General features: G+C 71.8%; 20 protein-coding genes. 3 read left to right on the forward strand and 17 right to left on the reverse strand.

All coding sequences use genetic code 11. From position 1 onward, the window contains the following. Nucleotides 1-117: 117 nt before the first annotated feature. Complete coding sequence (locus R4I43_RS08745; RefSeq protein ID WP_324265053.1) at nt 118-1197, reverse strand: glycoside hydrolase family 172 protein; 1080 nt, start codon at nt 1195-1197, stop codon at nt 118-120. Nucleotides 1198-1296: 99 nt separating this feature from the next. Next, nucleotides 1297-2319 (reverse strand): beta/alpha barrel domain-containing protein, encoded by a 1023-nt coding sequence (locus R4I43_RS08750; protein ID WP_324265054.1) that lies wholly within the window; start codon nt 2317-2319, stop codon nt 1297-1299. A 147-nt stretch (nt 2320-2466) separates the two neighbouring features. On the opposite strand from R4I43_RS08750, the gene R4I43_RS08755 reads away from it, so the two are divergent. Beyond that, complete coding sequence (locus tag R4I43_RS08755; RefSeq protein ID WP_324265055.1) at nt 2467-3222, forward strand: DeoR/GlpR family DNA-binding transcription regulator; 756 nt, start codon at nt 2467-2469, stop codon at nt 3220-3222. Next, a complete protein-coding gene (locus R4I43_RS08760) occupies nt 3215-4369 on the forward strand; it encodes an MFS transporter (protein WP_324265056.1) in 1155 nt (384 codons plus the stop codon). Before R4I43_RS08755 ends, R4I43_RS08760 begins: the two co-directional genes overlap by 8 nt. Nucleotides 4370-4373: 4 nt before the next feature. Here R4I43_RS08760 and R4I43_RS08765 read toward each other — a convergent pair whose 3' ends face one another. Together R4I43_RS08765 and R4I43_RS08770 are read right to left on the reverse strand one after the other, a co-directional pair. Then, nucleotides 4374-4634, reverse strand: a complete 261-nt coding sequence (locus R4I43_RS08765; protein WP_324265057.1) for a hypothetical protein — start codon at nt 4632-4634, stop codon at nt 4374-4376. 85 nt (nt 4635-4719) lie between these two features. Continuing rightward, nucleotides 4720-5475 carry a nucleotidyltransferase domain-containing protein gene (locus R4I43_RS08770; RefSeq protein ID WP_324265330.1) on the reverse strand — a complete coding sequence of 252 codons (756 nt, stop codon included), beginning with the start codon at nt 5473-5475 and terminating at the stop codon, nt 4720-4722. Between the two features lie 321 nt (nt 5476-5796). Here R4I43_RS08770 and R4I43_RS08775 point away from each other — a divergent pair, with 321 nt between their 5' ends. Beyond that, a complete protein-coding gene (locus R4I43_RS08775) occupies nt 5797-6171 on the forward strand; it encodes an FKBP-type peptidyl-prolyl cis-trans isomerase (protein WP_324265058.1) in 375 nt (124 codons plus the stop codon). Between the two features lie 208 nt (nt 6172-6379). Here the strand turns inward: R4I43_RS08775 and R4I43_RS08780 are convergent, their stop codons facing one another. The 13 genes from R4I43_RS08780 to ggt form a co-directional block, all read right to left on the reverse strand. After that, entirely contained in the window at nt 6380-6817 is a 438-nt protein-coding gene (locus R4I43_RS08780; RefSeq protein ID WP_324265059.1) for a PH domain-containing protein, read from the reverse strand. Next, nucleotides 6814-7314 (reverse strand): 6,7-dimethyl-8-ribityllumazine synthase, encoded by a 501-nt coding sequence (gene ribH, locus R4I43_RS08785; RefSeq protein ID WP_324265060.1) that lies wholly within the window; start codon nt 7312-7314, stop codon nt 6814-6816. Before ribH ends, R4I43_RS08780 begins: the two co-directional genes overlap by 4 nt. A gap of 40 nt (nt 7315-7354) precedes the next feature. Continuing rightward, complete coding sequence (locus R4I43_RS08790; protein ID WP_324265061.1) at nt 7355-8653, reverse strand: bifunctional 3,4-dihydroxy-2-butanone-4-phosphate synthase/GTP cyclohydrolase II; 1299 nt, start codon at nt 8651-8653, stop codon at nt 7355-7357. Continuing rightward, entirely contained in the window at nt 8650-9309 is a 660-nt protein-coding gene (locus R4I43_RS08795) for a riboflavin synthase (RefSeq protein ID WP_324265062.1), read from the reverse strand. Before R4I43_RS08795 ends, R4I43_RS08790 begins: the two co-directional genes overlap by 4 nt. 49 nt (nt 9310-9358) lie before the next feature. Continuing rightward, entirely contained in the window at nt 9359-10378 is a 1020-nt protein-coding gene (gene ribD / locus R4I43_RS08800) for a bifunctional diaminohydroxyphosphoribosylaminopyrimidine deaminase/5-amino-6-(5-phosphoribosylamino)uracil reductase RibD (protein ID WP_324265063.1), read from the reverse strand. A gap of 34 nt (nt 10379-10412) precedes the next feature. Then, nucleotides 10413-11093, reverse strand: coding sequence for a ribulose-phosphate 3-epimerase (gene rpe, locus R4I43_RS08805; RefSeq protein ID WP_407691221.1), 681 nt, complete (start codon nt 11091-11093; stop codon nt 10413-10415). 115 nt (nt 11094-11208) lie between these two features. Then, the gene (locus tag R4I43_RS08810; protein ID WP_324265065.1) at nt 11209-12594 is read right to left on the reverse strand and encodes an amino acid permease; all 1386 of its coding nucleotides are present in this window, start codon (nt 12592-12594) and stop codon (nt 11209-11211) included. A 95-nt stretch (nt 12595-12689) separates the two neighbouring features. Further along, complete coding sequence (locus R4I43_RS08815) at nt 12690-13097, reverse strand: OsmC family protein (protein WP_324265066.1); 408 nt, start codon at nt 13095-13097, stop codon at nt 12690-12692. Between the two features lie 105 nt (nt 13098-13202). After that, the gene (locus R4I43_RS08820) at nt 13203-13655 is read right to left on the reverse strand and encodes a nucleoside deaminase (protein WP_324265067.1); all 453 of its coding nucleotides are present in this window, start codon (nt 13653-13655) and stop codon (nt 13203-13205) included. A 7-nt stretch (nt 13656-13662) separates the two neighbouring features. Beyond that, nucleotides 13663-15072, reverse strand: coding sequence for an RsmB/NOP family class I SAM-dependent RNA methyltransferase (locus R4I43_RS08825; RefSeq protein WP_324265068.1), 1410 nt, complete (start codon nt 15070-15072; stop codon nt 13663-13665). Next, entirely contained in the window at nt 15069-15992 is a 924-nt protein-coding gene (gene fmt / locus R4I43_RS08830) for a methionyl-tRNA formyltransferase (protein ID WP_324265069.1), read from the reverse strand. Before fmt ends, R4I43_RS08825 begins: the two co-directional genes overlap by 4 nt. Nucleotides 15993-15994: 2 nt before the next feature. Continuing rightward, nucleotides 15995-16540 carry a peptide deformylase gene (gene def / locus R4I43_RS08835; protein WP_324265070.1) on the reverse strand — a complete coding sequence of 182 codons (546 nt, stop codon included), beginning with the start codon at nt 16538-16540 and terminating at the stop codon, nt 15995-15997. A gap of 245 nt (nt 16541-16785) precedes the next feature. Then, a complete protein-coding gene (gene ggt, locus R4I43_RS08840; RefSeq protein ID WP_324265071.1) occupies nt 16786-18573 on the reverse strand; it encodes a gamma-glutamyltransferase in 1788 nt (595 codons plus the stop codon). Nucleotides 18574-18664 lie beyond the last annotated feature (91 nt).

Raw genomic sequence — 18664 nt, forward strand, 5'->3', positions numbered from 1 at the left:
TCCGGCTCTGTACGCCCGGCGCCCCCGGCGTACCAACTCCGCGCCAACTTCGCGCCCCCGGTTCCGGACTCGAATTTCGCGCGAAATTCGACGACGACGTCCCTGGTCGGGTGACGGTCAGAGGGGGCGCGGGAGTCGTTCCTCGACCGGGGCCAGGGTGACCGGCAGGGCCGGGAGGGTCTGGTACCAGTAGGCCGTCGACGAGACGTCGTCGGAGCGCTTGTTGGCGTGGCCGTGCTCGATGGTGGCCTTGATGGAGCGGTCGAAGACGATCGGGTCCTCGATGTGGAAGCGGTAGTAGGACACCTGCCCGCTCCAGTTCTCCCCGCCCGGCATCGTGATCCCGTGGTAGGGCCCGTGGAACTCCTGGTTCGGGCACCACGCGGTGTTGAAGTAGTCCTCGGTGCCGGTGCCGTGCAGCCGCGGCGGCCAGGGCTCGCCGTCGATGAAGAACATGTCGTCGCCCTCGCCGTACCAGTTCCAGTCGCTGGTCTCGCGCAGGTTGTGCACGTTGAGGACGGTGCCAACGTAGTGCCCGCGCCCCTCGGCCTCCAGCATCACGAAGTTGCCCGCGCCGTCGGTGTTGTGGCCGCCGAAGAGGAACTCCTCGTTGGTCTGGTCGCCCTGCGGGACGCCGTCGGTGGGGTTCTGCCGCCGCCACTGCGCGTGGAAGTAGGCCAGTTCCGGGTCGGCTTCGCCGTAGCTCTCATAGTCGACGTAGAAGTAGAACGTCACCGGCTTGACGCTCATCTCGCTGATCAGCTCGACCCGGGCGCGGCCGGCGAAGGGCATCGCGAACCAGCAGTTGAAGCCCTTGCCGTCCTGCGGGCTCATCTGCAGCGGCGCGGAGGAGAAGTTGGTGCTGTGCGCGTGCCCGACGCCGAAGAAGTCGCCGAGCGGCACCAGCACCGCCGGGTGCGGCTGGTCGTCCCAGGTGATGCGCAGGACCAGCCGCCGCAGGTAGTCGGCCTCCAGCTCGACGGGCTCACCGACGTGGTCGAGCGCGACGGTGCACCAGATGTGGGTGATCACGCCCGGCCCGGTGACGTCGGCGAGCAGCCGGGTCTCGCCCGGCATCACCCGCACGTTGTCCTGGTTGCCTCCGGAGGTGTCCCAGCTGGACACCCGGCCGCGGCGCGTGGCGCGCAGCCTCGGCAGGTCCCGCAGGCTGCTCCCGAAATCCCCGTAACCGGCCACGACGGCCTCCCCAGTCGGCAGACGACAGTGTCGATCATCACTGTCTACCATCCCGGGCGGTCGCGCAGGCGGGGTTCCAGCGCGCCGGAGCGCGAAATGTCACCGGGCGGGCGGGGTGTAGTTCTCGATGCGCCGCAACAGGTTCCGGATGCGGGCGCCGTAGATCGGCGAGAGCGCGTAGCCCGGGTAGCTGGCGAACCAGCTGGCGCTGCCGAGGCTGACGGCGTCGGCCCCGGCCCAGAAGTACTCGCGGCAGTCGTCGAAGCTGCGGATGCCGCCGGTGGCGATGATCGGCAGCGTCACGTCGGCGTCGCGCAGCTCCTTGACCACCCGCAGCCCGATCGGCTTGATCGCGCGGCCGGACAGACCGCCGAATCCGTTCTTCAGCAGCGGCGTGCCGGTCTCCGGGTCCAGCCGCAGGCCCTTGACGGTGTTGATCGCGGTCAGCGCGGACACGCCGTGCTTGGCGGCGAGGCGGGCGTGCGCGACGTAGTCGTAGTCGGGCGAGAGCTTGAGGATCACCGGGTGGTCGCTGCGCGGCACGGCCTCGGCCAGCACGCCCTCGATGATCTGGTTGAAGTCGAAGTTGACGTTATGGCAGGAGACGTTGAACTCCAGCGCGGCGATCTCGCCGGCCGGCACGGCGGCGTTGACCTTGTCGACGAGCGTCACGAACTCCTCGGCGGAGAAGCCGCCGACGGACATGATCGTGTTCTGCGCGCGGGTGCGCGGGTAGTAGTCGCGCAGGTAGGCGTCGATGCCGACGTTGCACCAGCCGAAGGCGTTGAGCCAGCCGCCGTCGACCTGCCGCAGGGCCTGGCCGTAGCGCTTGAGCAGGCCGGGCAGCTCGCGCAGCTCCCAGTCGTCCTTGGTGGTGAAGTGACCTTCGCGGGGTTCGACGGTGACCGTGCGGGTGGTGACGGCGCCGAAGCGCTCCAGCGGCACGAAGTTCGAAATCGGGCTCATGCCGTAGGCCATGACCTTGGCGTTGGCCACGCCGTAGCCGAGCAGGCTCGACGAGGTGACCAGGCGGTTGCGGAGCCGGATGTCACCGAGCCGCACGCCGCGCTCGGCGCTCTCGTCCCGCACCAGATGAAGGTTGCGCTCCTGGGCCACGCTCACGTTCTCCTCCTACCCGCGTCGACGACCTGCGCATCGCAGCGTCGAGGCCCATTGTCCCCCATTCTCAGCGCCCCACCCCAGCGGCCTCGATCACATCGCCTGTTCGCTCCCTTGCGTTCCGCACAGCATTCATGTTCGATCGCAACCGTGGAGAGTTCACAACGCACGGCGGCGATCGTCGAGCGGCTGCGGTTGGCCGAGCGCGTCACGGTCGCCGAGCTTGCCGAGGCGACCGGCTGCTCGGAGATGACCATCCGCCGAGACCTCGACCAGCTCGCCGAGCAGGGCGTCCTGCGCCGGGTGCGGGGCGGCGCGGTGAGCTTCCTGCGCGGCCACTCGGCGCCGTTCCCGCTCCGCGAGCGCGACGAGGTGGCGACCAAGCAGCGGCTGGCGGCCGCGGTCGACGAGCTGATCACCGATGGCGAATCGGTGATCCTCGACTCCGGCACCACGACGCTGGAGGTCGCCAAGCGGCTCGCAGAACGCCAGCTGACCGCGATCCCGCTGGACATGCACTCGGCGAACGCGCTGAGCAACGTGCCGCAGGTGGACCTGCTGCTGCCGGGCGGGCGCGCGAAGCCCGGCGAGCTGTCGTTCATCGGGCACCTGGCGGAGGCGTCGCTGCGCGCGCTGCGGGTGGACACCACGGTCCTCGGCGTGTGCGGGTTGTCCGCCAAGCACGGGCTGACCGCGCACGACTTGGAGGAGGTCCCGGTGAAGCGGGCCGCGGCGGAGGCCGCCCAGCGCGTCGTCGCCGTCTGCCACGGCGCGAAGTTCGCCCGCACCGGCCTGGGCCTGGTCTGCCCCGTCACCGAGATCGACGTCGTCGTCACCGACGCCTCCGCACCGGAGGAAGCGCGTGCCGAGCTCGCCGCGGCCGGGGTGGAGGTCCGCGTTGTCTGAGACCACCACCGTCGCCGTCCCGCAGCGGGCGCGCTGGGCCGTCACGGCCTACTTCGTCAGCACCGGCGCGGCGCTGGGCACCTGGACCGCGCGGATCCCGGCGATCAAGCAGGACCTCGGCCTCGACGACGGGCAGGTGACGCTGGCGCTGTTCGCGGTGGCGGCCGGGTCGGTGCTGGCGATGCAGGCCGTCGGGCACCTCGCCGACCGGTTCGGCAGCGCCCGGGTGCTGGGCCCGACCGGGCTGGCGATGGCCGCGAGCCTGCTGCTGCCGGGCTTCGCCGGGAGCCTGCCGGCGCTGCTCGTGGGCCTGCTGGTGTTCGGTGCCGGGCACGGGACCGTGGACGTGGCCATGAACACCCACTCGATGCAGGTGCAGCGCAGCTACGGCCGTCCGATCGTGAGCACCTTCCACGCGATGTTCAGCGTCGGCGGCCTGCTCGGTGCCGGGGTCGGGGCGCTGGCCGCCCACGCTTCGATCGGCGTGGGAGCGCACTTCGCGTTCGTCGCGGCAGCGCTCGCCGCGGCGCTGCTGCTGGCACGGCGCGAGCTGCTCCCGCCGGAGGTGCGCGCACCGAGCGGCTCTTCGCCGCGGCAGCGCGGGATTTCGCCGGGGATCCTGTGCCTGGGCGTGCTGGCGTTCTTCTGCTCGGTCGGCGAGGGTTCGATGGCGGACTGGTCACCGCTGTACCTGCACGACGTGCTGGAGACCAGCCCGGCGATCGCGGCGGTGGGCTACGCGGTGTTCTCCGCGATGATGGCCGTCTTCCGCTTCCTGGGCGACTTCCTGGTGGCCCGGCTCGGGCCGGTGCTGCTGGTCCGCTGCTGCGGCGCGATCGCGGGCACCGGCCTGGGAACCGCCCTGCTGCTGCGCCACCCGGTGGCGGCGATCATCGGGTTCGCGCTGTTCGGGATCGGCCTGTCGTGCATCATCCCGCAGGTGTTCAACGCGGCGGGCAACCGCGACCCGAACCGCAGCGGCCGGGACCTGGCGCAGGTCAGCACCCTCGGCTACGGCGGACTGCTGGCGGGCCCGGTGGTGATCGGCCTGATCTCCAGCTGGACCGACCTGAGCGTCGGCCTGGCCGTCCCCGCCGCCCTCGCGCTGCTGGTCGCCCTGTCCGCGCCCGCTGTCCGGCCCCGCTGACTGGCTACTCGGCGCCCTCCGGGTAGCCCTGCTTCTCCTTCCACAGCTGGGGCCGGTCGCTGCCCGCGAACTCGTGCACGTACCCGCACAGGTCGCAGATCAGCCCCGTGGCGGAGGCGTTCGCCCACGCCATGTCGAAGAACTCGGCGCCGGTCGAGTTCAGCTTGACCTCCCGGGACCAGAACCAGGGGTGGCCGCACACCAGGCACCGGAACGCCTTCCCCAGCACGGTCGCGAGCTTCGGCTTCGTCTCGAACAGCCCCATGAGAACGATCATGGCACCGAGACGGCCCCGCCCGCTGGCGAGCGCGGAAACCGACCGGAATCGGTTTCCGCACTCGCGAGCACCGTCAGCGGGCTGCCGACACCGCCGCCTCGCAGCGGGCCTGCGCCTCGTCCACCGCCGCGACCAGGCAATCCGGGGCCAGCCCGGCGATCACCTGGTCCACGTCGCGCAGTCCCGCCCTGGCGAGCAGGCGCTTCTCGTTGGTCACCCACTCCCCTCGCGCGGCCAGGACCGCGTGGGCCGACTGGCAGGCCGCCTGGGCGATCGCCCCCGCCGTTTCCGCGAGCCGACCGCGCGGCGCGTGGTTCGCCCGGGCGTAGGCGAGACCGAGCGATGCCTGCTGCCACCAGACCTCCGGTGCGGCGTCGCGCAGCGCCCGCGGGTACTCCGGCCGCGGCAGATCCCCGCGCAGCACGCGGTTGATCGCCAGCTCGGCCAGCAGCAGGTAGCTCGGGATGCCGGCCAGGTGGAACATCAACGGCTGCCACTCGAAGCGTCCGGCGCGGGCTTCGGCGAGCACGTGCTCGACCACGTCGAGATCGCGGTAGTGCACGTCCACCGGGCGGTCGTCGATCCGCAGCCAGGCGCCGCCGTTGAACACGCCGCCGCCCCAGGCGCCGAGCTCGGACACCTCCCCCGGCCAGCCGACGTCGCGCAGGTGCTGCGGCTCGAACCGGCCGCGGTAGTAGATCGCGAAGTCCCAGTCGCTGTCGGCGCGGTGCGTGCCCTGGGCGCGCGACCCGCCGAGGCTCACCGCGCGCACGCCGGGCAGGGCGGCGAGCCGGTCGGCGACGTGGGTTTCGAACTCTGCTTCTTCCAGCACAACGGCTCCTCCAGCGTAGTGCGAACCGGCGCGACCGCGGAACGCGTCGCGCCGTCAGCGGGTGGTGATCACTGCGCGGAGCCCATGCCGCGGAGGTTATCAGCGCTCGCCGACGAAGGTCGGCCAGTGCCGGGAGCGCTCGTCCGCGCCGGTCACCGCGGCGCGGATGGCTCGAAGTCCCCGGGAACGCGGGGTTTCCGCTGAAACCTCGGTCCCTCCACTCGCGCGCGGCACGCCCGCGACCTGGGGTCGTGGTGCTTCGGCCGGGGTGAGCGACGACAATGGCCGGTGAACGTTTCCGAACTTAGGAGCACTTCCGTGAGCAACGAGAAGCCCGTCGTCGAGGCGCCGACCGGCGAGCCGCCGGCGGATCTGGTGATCGAGGACCTCGTCGTCGGCGACGGCGCGGAGGCCAAGGCCGGCGACAAGGTCGCCGCGCACTACGTGGGCATTTCGCACAGCACCGGCGAGGAGTTCGACGCCAGCTGGAACCGCGGCACGCCGCTGGAGCTGCAGCTGGGCGCCGGCATGGTCATCGAGGGCTGGGACAAGGGCCTGCAGGGCATGAAGGTCGGCGGCCGCCGTCGCCTCTCCATCCCGCCGCACATGGGCTACGGCCCCCGAGGCGTCCCCGGCGTCATCGCCCCCAACGAAACCCTCATCTTCGTCTGCGACCTCGTCTCCGCAGGCTGACCTCCCCCAACCCGGAATACGCCGGTAATCAGGACCCCGATTACGCCGGTAATCAGGGTCTGCCACCGAATACCGCCGTAATCGGGTCACTGAGAACGGCCGTAATCGGGGTCGAAGGCCTCGGTTGGGGTTCCGGTTGCGGGTGGGATGCGAAGAACCCCGGTGATCGCTGTCGCGGTCGCCGGGGTTCTTCGTGGTTTCGGGGTGGTCAGGCGTCGATGGTGCGGCGGAGTTCTCGCAGCTCGCGCATGGCGGTGACCGCGTGGTCGCCGTCGGTGGCCTGGATGGCCATGATCGGGACGTACTCGTCCTCCGGGAGCTCCACTCGGGCCCACGGGGCGCCGTCGGGGAAGGTGAGCCCCTGCACCAGCTGCCACGAGATGCGCTGGGACCCGATGACGTTGCGGACCTCCAGCCCCTCCGCGTCGGCGCGCAGCCGGGGCCGGGTCAGCAGCAGCACGCCGGCGGCCAGCAGCACCCCCAGGAAACCCATCGCGATCTGGTCGGCGACGGTGAACACCGCCCCGGTCGGGGTGTCCCGCAGCAGCGTTCCGACCACCGCGAACACCACGACGAGCACGACGGCGATCGGGATCGCCACCCGCCGCACCTTGCGCGGGCGCACCTCCACGGTCCGGGCGCTCACAGGAATCCCCGTTCGCCGTCCCAGCCGCCGCGCAGCTCGCGCAGCACCAGCGCCGTCTCCAGCGCCGCCGCGGTCGCCTCGAAGCCCTTGTCCTCGACCGAGTCGGCGAACCCGGCGCGCGCCTCGGCCTGCTCCAGGGAGTCGCAGGTCAGCACGCCGTTCCCGACGGCCGTGGACTCGTCCAGCGACACCCGGGTCAGCCCCTGGGTGACCGAGTCGCACACGTACTCGAAGTGCGGGGTCCCGCCGCGGATGACCACGCCCAGCGCCACCACCGCGTCGTGCGAGTGCGCCAGCTGCTGGCACACCACCGGCAGCTCGACCGAGCCGGGCACGCGGACCACGGTCGGCTCGGCGATCCCGGCTTCCTTGGCCGCCTCGACCGCGCGGTCGAGCATCTGGTCCACCAGGCGCTCGTGCCAGCGGATCGCCGCGATCCCCAGCTTCAGCTCACCGGCCTGCGGCACCCCGACCCGCGGCCGACCTTCCCCACTCATGAGCGCTCCGCCTCTCCCTGTTCCGCCTCTTCGACAATCCTCATGCCGTCACGCCTGCGTCGCCGTTGATCGAGGAGTCCTCGCCGTCGTCGAGATTGTCCAGGACGTGGCCCATGCGGTCGCGCTTGGTGCGCAGGTAGCGGATGTTCTCCGGGTTGGGGCGGATCGGCAGCGGAACGCGGTCGACGATCCGCAGGCCGTAGCCCTCCAGCCCGATCCGCTTGGCGGGGTTGTTGGTCAGCAGCCGCATGGATTTGATGCCCAGGTCGCACAGGATCTGGGCGCCCTGCCCGTAGTCGCGGCTGTCCACCGGCAGGTCCAGCGCGACGTTGGCGTCGACGGTGTCGGCGCCGTCGTCCTGCAGCTGGTAGGCCTGCAGCTTGTGGATCAGCCCGATGCCGCGTCCCTCGTGGCCGCGCATGTAGAGCACCACGCCGCGCCCGGCCTCGGCGACCTTGGCCATCGCCGCGTCCAGCTGCGGGCCGCAGTCGCAGCGCAGCGAGCCGATGACGTCACCGGTCAGGCACTCGGAGTGCACCCGGACCAGGATGTCCTCGCCGTCGCCGATGTCGCCGTAGACCATCGCCAGGTGCTCGATGCCGTCGAGCGTGCTGTCGTAGCCGACGGTCCGGAACGTGCCGTGCACGGTCGGGATGCGGGCCTCGGCCACCCGCACCACCTGCTTCTCGAAGCGGCGTCGGTAGGTGATCAGGTCGGCGATGGTGATCAGCGCCAGGTCGTGCTCGTCGGCGAAGACCTCCAGCTCGTCGCGGCGGGCCATGTCGCCCTCGGACTTCTGGCTGACGATCTCGCACAGCGCGCCCGCGGGCCGCAGCCCGGCCAGTCGCGCCAGGTCCACCGACGCCTCGGTGTGCCCGGGACGCCGCAGCACACCGCCGTCGCGGGCGCGCAGCGGAACCACGTGACCGGGCCGGGTCAGGTCCTTGGCGGTGGCCTTCGCGTCGGCGAGCACCTGCAGCGTCTTGGCGCGGTCAGCGGCCGAGATGCCGGTGGTCACGCCCTCGGCGGCGTCCACCGTGACCGTGTAGGCGGTGCCCTTGCGGTCCTGGTTGGAGTGGTACATCGGCGGCAGGTCGAGCCGGTCGCAGTCCTCGGCGGGCATGCCGACGCAGATGTAGCCCGACGTGTAGCGGACCATGAAGGCCACCAGCTCCGGCGTGGCCTTCTCCGCGGCGAAGATCAGGTCGCCTTCGTTCTCGCGGTCCTCGTCGTCCACCACGACCACCGGCTTGCCGGCCGCGATGTCGGCCAGCGCCCGCTCGATGGTGTCGAACTTCGTCGTGCTCACCGTTTCCGAAACCTCGTCCTCGGGGTTCATCGCGCCTCCCTGCTGCCGCCATTGTCCCCCGTCACCGCGGGTGCACCAGCGTTCTGACCGGCCAGCTGAGCAGCGGAGAGCCGCTCCAGGTGCTTGGCCAGCACATCCACTTCGATGTTCACTTCGTCACCTGCGGCGCGTCGGCCGAGGGTGGTCAGCTCCTTGGTGGTGGGGATCAGCGCGACGGAGAACCGCGCGGACTCCCCGTCGACGACCTCGACGACGGTCAGGGACACGCCGTCGACGGTGATCGAACCCTTCTCCACCAGGTAGCGCGCGAGCTCCCCGGGCAGGTCGAAGGAGGTCAGCCCGGTGGCCTCGTCGGTGTCGCGGAGCCGGGCGGTGCCGTCCACGTGCCCCTGCACGATGTGCCCGCCGAGGCGCTCGCCCAGCGCCATCGCCCGCTCCAGGTTGACGCGCTCACCTGCGGCGATGTGCTTGAGCGAGGATCGGCGCAACGTCTCGGAGACCACGTCGGTGGTGAACTTCCCGGACTCGGTGGTGACCACGGTCAGGCACACGCCGTTGACCGCGATCGAGTCGCCGTGCTTGGCGTCCTGGGTGACCACCGGACCGCTGATGGTCAGCCGCGAGCCGTCCTCAAGGGGCTCCACGGACTCGATGGTGCCGAGTTCCTCGACGATCCCGGTGAACACTGCTGCCTCCTGCCTGCCCTGCGAGCCCCGCTGCCCGCCGCCCCGGACCTCAGTCCTGCGGGACCGCGCTGATGCGGACGTCCGGGCCACTCATCGTCGTCTCTTCGATTCGCAACCGCCATGCTTGCGAGATGCTTCCCACGCCCGCATCTGCCAGCGCCGCCGGTCCCGCTCCCAGCAGGGCCGGGGCGATGTAGGCCAGCACGCGGTCGACCAGGCCGGCCTGCCAGAAGGCCCCGGCCAGGGTGGGCCCGCCTTCCAGCAGCACGTCGACCACGCCGCGCCCGGCCAAGTCGGCCAGGGCCGCTGCGGGGTCGCCGCCGGGCAGCCGGAGGGTCTCGGCGGCGTCGTCGAGGACCCGCGCCTGCGGTGGGACGTCGCGGTCGCCGATGACCACCCGCAGCGGTTGCCGGCCCAGCAGAGCGCCGCCCGGGTCGCGGGCGGTCAGCTGCGCGTCGTCGGCGAGGATCGTGCCGGTGCCGGCGATGATCGCGTCCATCGCCGCGCGCACCCGGCCCACCTCGGCCCGGGACTCGGCGGAGCTGATCCACTTGCTGGTGCCGTCCGCGGCCGCCGAACGTCCGTCCAATGTGGCCGCGTACTTCCAGGTTACATGGGGCCGTCCGGTGTGGACGAAGTGCAACCACGCCCGCAGCGGGCCTTTCGCGACCTCGTCGGCGAGCAGACCACTGTGGACGTCGATGCCCGCGGCTCGCAGCACGTCGGCGCCACCGGCGGCCGACGGGTTCGGGTCGGAGACGGCGTGCACGACGCGGACCACCCCGGCCGACCGCAGCGCCTCGGCGCACGGCGGGGTGCGGCCGGTGTGCGCGCAGGGTTCGAGGGTGACCACGGCGGTGCCGCCCTCGGCTCGGGATCCGGCCTCGCGCAGGGCGTTGACCTCGGCGTGCGGGCCACCGGGCGGGCTGGTGGCGCCGGTGCCGACGACCTCGCCGCGCGCGTCGAGGATCACGCAGCCGACCGGCGGGTTCGGGCTGGTGGTGCCGCGAACCCGCTCGCTGGCCACGATCGCGGCGCGCATCGCCCGCTGCTCGACCTCAGGGGTCATGGCGTGCTCCTCGGGCGATGCGCGGCGGTGGTGATCAGGCCCGGGCGCGGTCGAACGCCGGGGCGGCGGTGGCGCGCAGGGCCTCGATGGCCTTGGCCGGGTCCTCGGCGTTGTAGACGGCCGAGCCCGCGACGAAGCAGTCCACGCCGGCCTCGGCGGCCTGCTCGATGGTGTCGGCGTTGATGCCGCCGTCGATCTCGACCAGCAGCTTCAGGTGCCCGGTGTCGACGAGCTCGCGGGCCCTGCGCGCCTTGCCGAGGACCTCGGCCATGAACTTCTGGCCGCCGAAGCCCGGCTCCACCGACATCACCAGCAGCGTGTCGTAGTGCTTGAGGACCTCGACGTAGTCGTCGAAGTTGGTGCCCGGCTTGATGGCCAGACCGGCCTTGGCGCCGGCGGCGCGCAGGTCCTTGGCGAGGTTGATCGGGTCCTTGGCGGCCTCGACGTGCACGGTGACGTTGTGCGCGCCCGCCTCGGCGTAGCCGGGTGCCCAGCGGTCCGGGTCCTCGATCATCAGGTGGCAGTCGATCGGGATGTCGGTGGTCTTGAGGATCGACTCCACGACCGGCAGGCCCAGCGTGAGGTTCGGCACGAAGTGCGCGTCCATCACGTCGACGTGGAGCCAGTCGGCCCGCTTGCCGGGCTCCCCGCCGACGGCGGAGATCTCATCGGCGAGCCGGGCGAAATCTGCGGAGAGGATGGAAGGCGCGATCATCGGCTGGTTCGACACATGCGCGAGTTTAAATGCCCACCGACCACAGCGGACCCACGCCCTCCTCCGATGAGGACGTCCCCGGAGCAGGAGGGCTCCCGGGACGCGCCTTTCTCGGTCAAGCCCGCTGCTTGCGGTTGATCACGCAGTAAGCGACCGAGAGCATGACCAGGAAGGGGACGCCTGCCTTCCACGCGGTGTTGAACTGCTCGGTGAACGGGGTCGTCAGCAGCACCGCGGCGACGAACAGCATCGCCAGCACGGTGGTCACCGGCGCGCCCGGCAGCTGCACCGGCGAGGGCTCCAGGCCCTCGGCGGCGCGGCGACGGCGGAACACCAGGTGCGAGCCGAAGATCATCAGCCACACCAGCAGGGCCGCGAACAGCGCCAGGCCGATGAGCAGCGGGAACGCGCTCTCCTCGGTGAACACCGCGAGCGCGGCGGCCAGCGCCAGGCCCGCCGCCGACAGCACCAGCGCGCGGCGCGGCACGCCGTTGGCGCTGACCCCGGCGAACCACTTGGGCGCGTAGCCGTCGAGCGCCAGCGAGTGGGTCATCCGCGCGGTCAGGTAGAGGTTGGTGTTCATCGCCGACAGGGCCGCGGTGAGCACCACGAAGTTCATGATCCCGGCCGCGGCTGGGATGCCGACCATGCTGAACAGGCGCACGAACGGGCTCTGGGTGACGTCCTCGGAGGAGGAGACCTCGTTCCACGGCAGGATCGAGACGACCACGAGCATGCCCATCACGTAGAACAGCGCGAGCCGCAGCACGGTGCTGCGCGCGGCGCGCGGCACGTCGCGGCTCGGGTCCCGGGACTCGGCTGCGGTCATCGACACCGCTTCGGTGCCCAGGTAGGAGAAGGTGACCACGGTCAGCGCGAGCCACACCGCGCCGAGGCCGTTGGGCAGGAACCCGCCGTGCTCGGTCAGCGCGCCCACGCCCGCGGGTGCTTGCCCGGGCAGGCCGAACAGGATGTAGACGATGCCGAGGCCCACGAACACCACGATGGTGACGACCTTGATCATGGCGAACCAGTACTCGAACTCGCCGAAGAAGCGCACGGCGGCGAGGTTGATCGCCAGCATCAGCACCGAGAAGCCCACCACCGGCACCCACAGCGGCAGCTGCGGGTACCAGAACTGCAGGTAGAGGCCGGCGGCGATGACCTCGCTGCCGATGTTGACCACCTGCGCGGCCCAGTACATCCAGCGCGAGATGAAGCCCGGCAGGCCACCCAGGTACTCGCGGATGACGGCGCCGAAGCCACCGGCCTCGGGGTGCACGACGACCATCTCGGCCAGCGCGTAGGCCAGCGCCAGCGCGGCGAAGGCGGCCACGGCGTAGGCGATGATCACCGCGGGTCCGGCGATGGAGATCGCCAGGCCGGAACCGAGGAACAGCCCCGTCCCGATCGCGCCGCCGATGGCGATCATGCCGACCTGGCGCCCGGAGAGCGCCCGGCGCAACCCGGACCGCTGGGCCGCTGCGGTGTCCTCAACCACCTGAACTGCCTCCTGCTCGTCGCCGACCTGTTCGGACGTCCGAGCACCTTACGACGCGCACCGCGCCTGCCACGCCGCGGTTGCCGAAGCGTTGCCTAGCGCGGGAGGTTGAAGGTGATGGGGGTGGACTCCTCGACCGAGCGGCTGACGGTGCAGTACTTCTCGATGGCCCGCTGGACCGCGTCGAGGAGCTTGTCGCGGTCCTCCACGCCGTCGAGGTCCGCCTCCAGCGACACCTGGATCTCGGCGAACTTGTGCTTGTCCTCGGGGTTCTTCGTCCGGTCGGCGTGCGCGACGAGCTCGGCGTCCTCGCCGATCCGCCGGACGAAGAGGTTCTCGCTGGTCACCGCGGAGCACGCGGCGACGGCCGCGAGCAGCAGCTCACCGGGGGTGAACGCGCCGGGCGCTCCGTCGCGACCCACGGCGACCTGGGCGCCGCGCGAGTTGGTCGCGGTGAACGTGTGCTCGCCGGTGCGGGTCACTTCGACCGGAGTGGAGGACATTCGAACCACCTGTCGTCGGATTTCGGGGCCGCCCAACCTTCATCGAGCGGACCTGTCCCGGTCAACCGAGCCGCACCGGCCGATGTTCCCCCTGAGACGACGATCTCAGTCCTCGCCGATGTCCTCGTTCCACAGCCGGGGGTGGGCGGCGATGAAGTCGGCCATCATCCGGGTGCAGCCGGGGTCGTCGAGGACGACCACGTCGACACCGTGCTCGGCGAGCCAGTCGTGGCCGCCGTGGAAGTTGCGCGCCTCCCCGATGACGACCCGGCCGATGCCGAACTGCCTGATCAGGCCGCTGCAGTACCAGCACGGCGAGAGCGTGGTGACCATCGTCGTGCCGCCGTAGGAGCGCTGGCGCCCGGCGTTGCGGAAGGCCGCCGTCTCGCCGTGCACCGACGGGTCGTCGTCCTGCACCCGCCGGTTGTGCCCGCGCCCCAGCACCTGCCCGTCCGGGCCGATCAGCGCCGCCCCGATGGGGATGCCGCCGGAGGCCAGGCCCGCTTCGGCTTCCGCGACGGCGACCTGCAACCACTCCCGGTAGTCCACTTCGGACATCCCTTCGTCAGACCCGGAACAGGGCGCAGAACATCGCGTCCGTGCCGTGCTTGTGCGGCCACAACTGCACGCCGGGGCCGTCGCCGAGGTCCGGCACGTCCGGGAAGTGCTCGCGCGCGTCGAGCTGGGTCACCCCGGTGCGGCGCACTACGTCGGCCACCACGCCCTCGGTTTCGGGCAGGTGCGGCGAGCACACGACGTAGCCGACGATCCCGCCGGGCCGGGTGAGCTCGATGGCCGAGGTGAGCAGTTCGCGCTGCAGCTTGGTGAGCTCGCCGACGTCGCCGGGCTGCCGCCGCCAGCGCGCCTCCGGGCGTCGCCGCAGCGCGCCGAGGCCGGTGCACGGCGCGTCCACCAACACCCGGTCGAAGCCGGACTCCAGGCCCGGCGACCGGCCGTCGGCGGTGTGCACGGTCACCGACAGGCCCTCGGTGGTCTTGCGCACCAGGTCGGCGCGGTGCGGAGCCTGCTCGACGGCGTCGAGCGCGCCGCCGTCGAGGGTGACCAGCGCGCCCAGCAGCCCGGCCTTGCCGCCGGGCCCGGCGCACAGGTCGAGCCAGCGCAGGTCGGAGCCGTCGACCTCGGGCTTGGTGACGGCGAGGCTGACCAGCTGGCTGCCCTCGTCCTGGACGACGGCGAAACCTTCCTGCACCGGCTCCAGGTCGCCCGGGTCACCGGCGCCGGCTTCCAGCCGCACGCCGTAGGGCGAGTAGGGCGCGGGGTCGCCGCCGGTGATGGCGGCGAGCTCGTCGGCGCTGATCTCGCCGGGCCGCGCGGTCAGGTGCACCGCCGGGCGGGCGTCGTCCGCGGCCAGCGCGTCCTCGAGCTCGTCGAGCCCGAGGGCGTCGGCGAAGGCCTGCGCGATCCACTTCGGGTGCGCGTGCTTCATCGCCAGGTACCCGACGGGGTCCTTCGAGCGATCCGGGGCGAGCTTGTCGACCCACTCCTGCTCGTCCAGCTCAGCAGCCCGCCGCAGCACGGCGTTGGCGAAACCGGAGAGCTTGGAACCGTTCTCGAACCGCACGATGTCCACAGTGGAGGCAACAGCGGCGTGCGCGGGGATCCGGGTGCGCAGGATCTGGTACACCCCGACCCGCAGCGCGTCCAGCAGTTTCGGGTCCATTTCGGACAGCGGGCGAGTGCTGCAGTCGCCGATCACCGCGTCCAGCAGCCCCTGCGCCCGGCAGGCGCCGTAGGTGAGCTCGGTGGCCAGCGCCGCGTCCCGGCCGGTGATGCGGCGCTGCTTGAGCAGCGGCGGCAGCGCCAGGTTCGCGTAGGCGTCGCGCTCGCGGACCGCGCGCAGCGTCTCCACCGCCACCAGCCGCACCGGGTCGACGTCCACCGGTCGCGGGTTGGCCTTGCGCTGCGGCGGGCGGGCCTTCGACGGGCGGGAGGGCCGTCGGCGGCGTTCGTTCACTGGAGCTTTTCTCCTTGCTCGATGCGTGTGCCGCGCGCCCAGTCGGTGGCGGCCATGCGCTTCTTGCCCGCGGCCTGCACCTCGCCGAGCGCGACCGCGGTGCTGCCGGTGCCGACGAGGACCCGCCGCTTCTCGGCTTTGATCTCGCCCGGCGGCAGCTGCTCGTCGGTGACGGTGACGGGGCCGAGCTTGAAGCGCTCCTCCCCCAGCCACGCCCACGCCCCGGGGTCCGGGGTGACGGCGCGGATGAGCCGGTCGACGGCGGCGGCGGGCGCGGTGAAGTCGACCTTGGCGTCCTCGACGACGACCTTCGACGCGTAGCTGACGCCGTCGGCGGGCTGCTCCTCGGCGCGGACGGTGCCGTCCTCGATGCCGTCGAGGGTGGCGGTCAGCAGCCCCGCCCCCGAGATCGACAGGCGTTCCAGCAGCTCACCGGCCGTGTCGGTGGATCGGATCTCCTCGGTGACCACGCCGAAGACCGGGCCGGCGTCGAGCTCGCGCATGATCCGGAAGGTGCTGGCGCCGGTGATCTCGTCGCCGTGCCGGATCGCGGCCTGCACCGGCGCGGCACCTCGCCACGCGGGCAACAGCGAGAAGTGCAGGTTCACCCAGCCGTGCTGCGGGATCGACAGCGCCTCCTCGCGCAGCAGGGCGCCGTAGGCGACGACCGGGCAGCAGTCGGGGCCGATCTCGCGCAGCCGCGCCAGGAACTCCGGGTCGGAGGCCTTGGCGGGCGTGAGGACCTCGATGCCGTGCTCGTCGGCGAGCGCGCCGACCGGCGAGCGCACGAGCTTGCGACCCCGCCCGGCGGGCGCGTCGGGGCGGGTGACCACCGCAGCGACCTCGTGCCGGTCGGAGTCGATCAGCGCCTGCAGCGCCGGGACGGCGGGCGCGGGGGTTCCGGCGAAGACCACGCGCATGGTCAGCGGCCTCCGAACAGCGGGTGCGGGTTCTGCTTCATGACCGGGACGTTGCCGTCGAACCAGGAGGCCTGCCGGACCTCGCGCATGGCGGCCTTGCGGGTCTCCTCGTCGAGGCGGTCCAGGAACAGCACGCCGTCGAGGTGGTCGGTCTCGTGCTGGATGCAGCGCGCCAGCAGGTCGGTGCCCTCGACCTCGACGGGCTCGCCGTGCGCGTTCCAGCCGCGCGCGACGACGTGCTTGGAGCGCAGGCAGTCCCAGGACATGCCGGGGATGGACAGGCAGCCCTCGGGCCCGAGCTGGCCGTCGTCGCCGACGGCGGTCCAGGTCGGGTTGATGAGGTGCCCGGCGAAACCGTCGCAGTGGTAGGTGAACACGCGCAGGCTCACGCCCAGCTGCGGCGCGGCCAGTCCGGCGCCGCCCTGGTCCTCCATCGTGTCCCAGAGGTCCTTGACGAGGGTGCGCAGCTCCTTGTCGAAGTCGACCACCTCGTCGGCTTTGGTGCGCAGGACGGGGTCGCCGAAGAGTCTGATCGGCTGGACGGTCACCTGGTCTCCCTGAAACGTCGACTACGACCCGACGAGTCTAGTCGCCGACCCCCGTCCTCCGGCCCACCGCCGCACCCCGAGACGCCCACCACCACACACCGGGGGCGGCCACCGCCCGAACGCACCCCACCGGCGGCACGCGGCCCCGGGATTCGAATTTCGCGCGAAGTTCGAGTCCGGAAGTTCCCGGTCGAATTTCGCGCGAAATTCGAATCACCCACTGGGGTCCGCAGCGTTTCCGCTGGTCAGGGTGTGGGTAGGACGACTCCGGCTGATCCGCCGCCTCGGCGGTGGGGTTCTGCCGCGGCGATCCAGCGTCCGTCGGGGAGCAGTTCGACGCCGGTGGCGGCGCCGATCTCCTCGCTGGTCTTGAAGCGGTGGCCGAGGGCTTCGAGCTTGGCCGCTTCGGGCTGGGCGAGGAAGCCGGGCTCGGCGTCGGTGGTGGCGCTGTTGCGCTGCGAAGCGCGCGGTTCGGCGATCGCGTCGGCCAGCGACAGGCCCCGGTCGAGCCTGCCGGTGAGCGTCTGCAGCACGGTGGTGATGATCGTCGAGCCGCCCGGGCTTCCGACGGCCAGCACCGGCTTGCCGTCGCGCAGCACGATCGTCGGGCTCATCGAGCTGCGCGGCCGCTTGCTCGGCCCCGGCAGGTTCGGGTCCGGCACGCCGGGCGTGACGGGGGTGAAGCTGAAGTCGGTGAGCTCGTTGTTGAGCAGGAAGCCGCGGCCGGGCACGACGATGCCGCTGCCGCCGGTCTGCTCGATGGTCAGCGTGTAGGACACGATGTCGCCGCGCGCGTCGGCCACGGTCAGGTGCGTGGTGTTGGGGCCCTCGTAGGGCTCACCGCCGCCGCGTCCGCCGCCGCAGCCCTGCGGCGCAGCGGGATCACCGGGTGCGGCCGGCGCGGGGAGCACGGCGTCGTCGCTGATCAGGCACTCGCGGGAGGCCGCGAACTCGTCGCTGAGCAGCCCTTCGGTGGGCACGTCGGAGAAGGCGGGGTCGCCCACCCACCGGTTGCGGTCGGCGAAGCCGAGCTTGCTGGCCTCCAGGTACCGGTGCAGGTAGCCGGTCTTGTCGGCCGCGGCGAGGTCGCCGCGTTCCAGGATGTTGAGCGCCTCGCCGACGGTGGTGCCGCCGGAGCCGGAGGGCGCCATGCCGTAGACGTCGAGGCCGCGGTAGTCGGAGTGCGTCGGCTCCTGGTCGATGACCCGGTAGTCGTGCAGGTCGGAGGTGGTCATGGCACCGGGCCGGACCTGCCGCCCGGCGGCCGGGTCGACGGGTGGCTGGTTGACGGTCTTGACGACGTCGGCGCCGATGTCGCCGGAGTACAGCGCCTGCATGCCTTCGGTGCCGAGCCGCCGGTAGGTGTCGGCCAGGTCGGGGTTGCGGTGCACGCTGCCGACGGCGGGCGGCTGACCGCCGGGCAGGAACAGCTCGCGGGTGGCCGGGAACGCGCTGAAGCGCTCCTGGTTGTCGGCGGTCTGCGAGCGGAACGTCTCGTCGACGACGAAGCCCTCGCGCGCCAGCTTCTCGGCCGGGCGCAGGACCGCGCCGAGGTCCTGGCTGCCCCAACGCTCCAGCGCCCGCTGCCAGGTCTGCGGGGTGCCGGGCACGCCGACGCCGAGCCCGCTGGTCACGGCGTCGTCGAAGGGGATCGGCTGCCCGTTCTCCAGGAACAGGTCCTCGCGGGCCGATGCGGGCGCGGTCTCGCGGCCGTCGATGGTCTCGACCTGGCCGGTCGCGGCGTCGTAGTGCACGAAGTAACCGCCGCCGCCGATGCCCGCCGAGTAGGGCTCGGTGACGCCGAGCGCGGCTGCGGTGGCCACGGCCGCGTCAGCAGCCGTGCCACCCCGGCGCAGCACGTCGAGCCCGGCTCGAGTGGCGTTCGGGTCGACGCTGGAGACCGCACCACCGAAACCGACGGCCTCGGCCTGCTTCGGCGGTTCCGGCGGCGCTGCGGACGCCGCCTGCGCCACCGGCACCACCAGCGCGCACACCCCGAGCACGCTCAAGCCCACCCGGGCACTCGATCGCATCTGTTCCGTACCTCCTGCAGTTCAACCGCGAACGAGCTGCGAGGCGTGGAGCACCTCGCAGCGCGCGCCGAGCAAGACGCCCGCTCGAACT

It is taken from the genome of Saccharopolyspora mangrovi (assembly GCF_035320975.1).
Classification (GTDB): domain Bacteria; phylum Actinomycetota; class Actinomycetes; order Mycobacteriales; family Pseudonocardiaceae; genus Saccharopolyspora; species Saccharopolyspora mangrovi.

Coding starts and splice junctions, on each gene's coding strand:
- R4I43_RS08765 (WP_324265057.1), bottom strand. CDS start 4,634: ATGGGGCTGTTCGAGACGAAGCCGAAGCTCGCGACCGTGCTGGGGAAG.
- ribH (WP_324265060.1), bottom strand. CDS start 7,314: ATGAGTGGGGAAGGTCGGCCGCGGGTCGGGGTGCCGCAGGCCGGTGAG.
- R4I43_RS08790 (WP_324265061.1), bottom strand. CDS start 8,653: ATGAACCCCGAGGACGAGGTTTCGGAAACGGTGAGCACGACGAAGTTC.
- ribD (WP_324265063.1), bottom strand. CDS start 10,378: ATGACCCCTGAGGTCGAGCAGCGGGCGATGCGCGCCGCGATCGTGGCC.
- rpe (WP_407691221.1), bottom strand. CDS start 11,093: ATGATCGCGCCTTCCATCCTCTCCGCAGATTTCGCCCGGCTCGCCGAT.
- R4I43_RS08815 (WP_324265066.1), bottom strand. CDS start 13,097: ATGTCCTCCACTCCGGTCGAAGTGACCCGCACCGGCGAGCACACGTTC.
- R4I43_RS08820 (WP_324265067.1), bottom strand. CDS start 13,655: ATGTCCGAAGTGGACTACCGGGAGTGGTTGCAGGTCGCCGTCGCGGAA.
- fmt (WP_324265069.1), bottom strand. CDS start 15,992: ATGCGCGTGGTCTTCGCCGGAACCCCCGCGCCCGCCGTCCCGGCGCTG.
- ggt (WP_324265071.1), bottom strand. CDS start 18,573: ATGCGATCGAGTGCCCGGGTGGGCTTGAGCGTGCTCGGGGTGTGCGCG.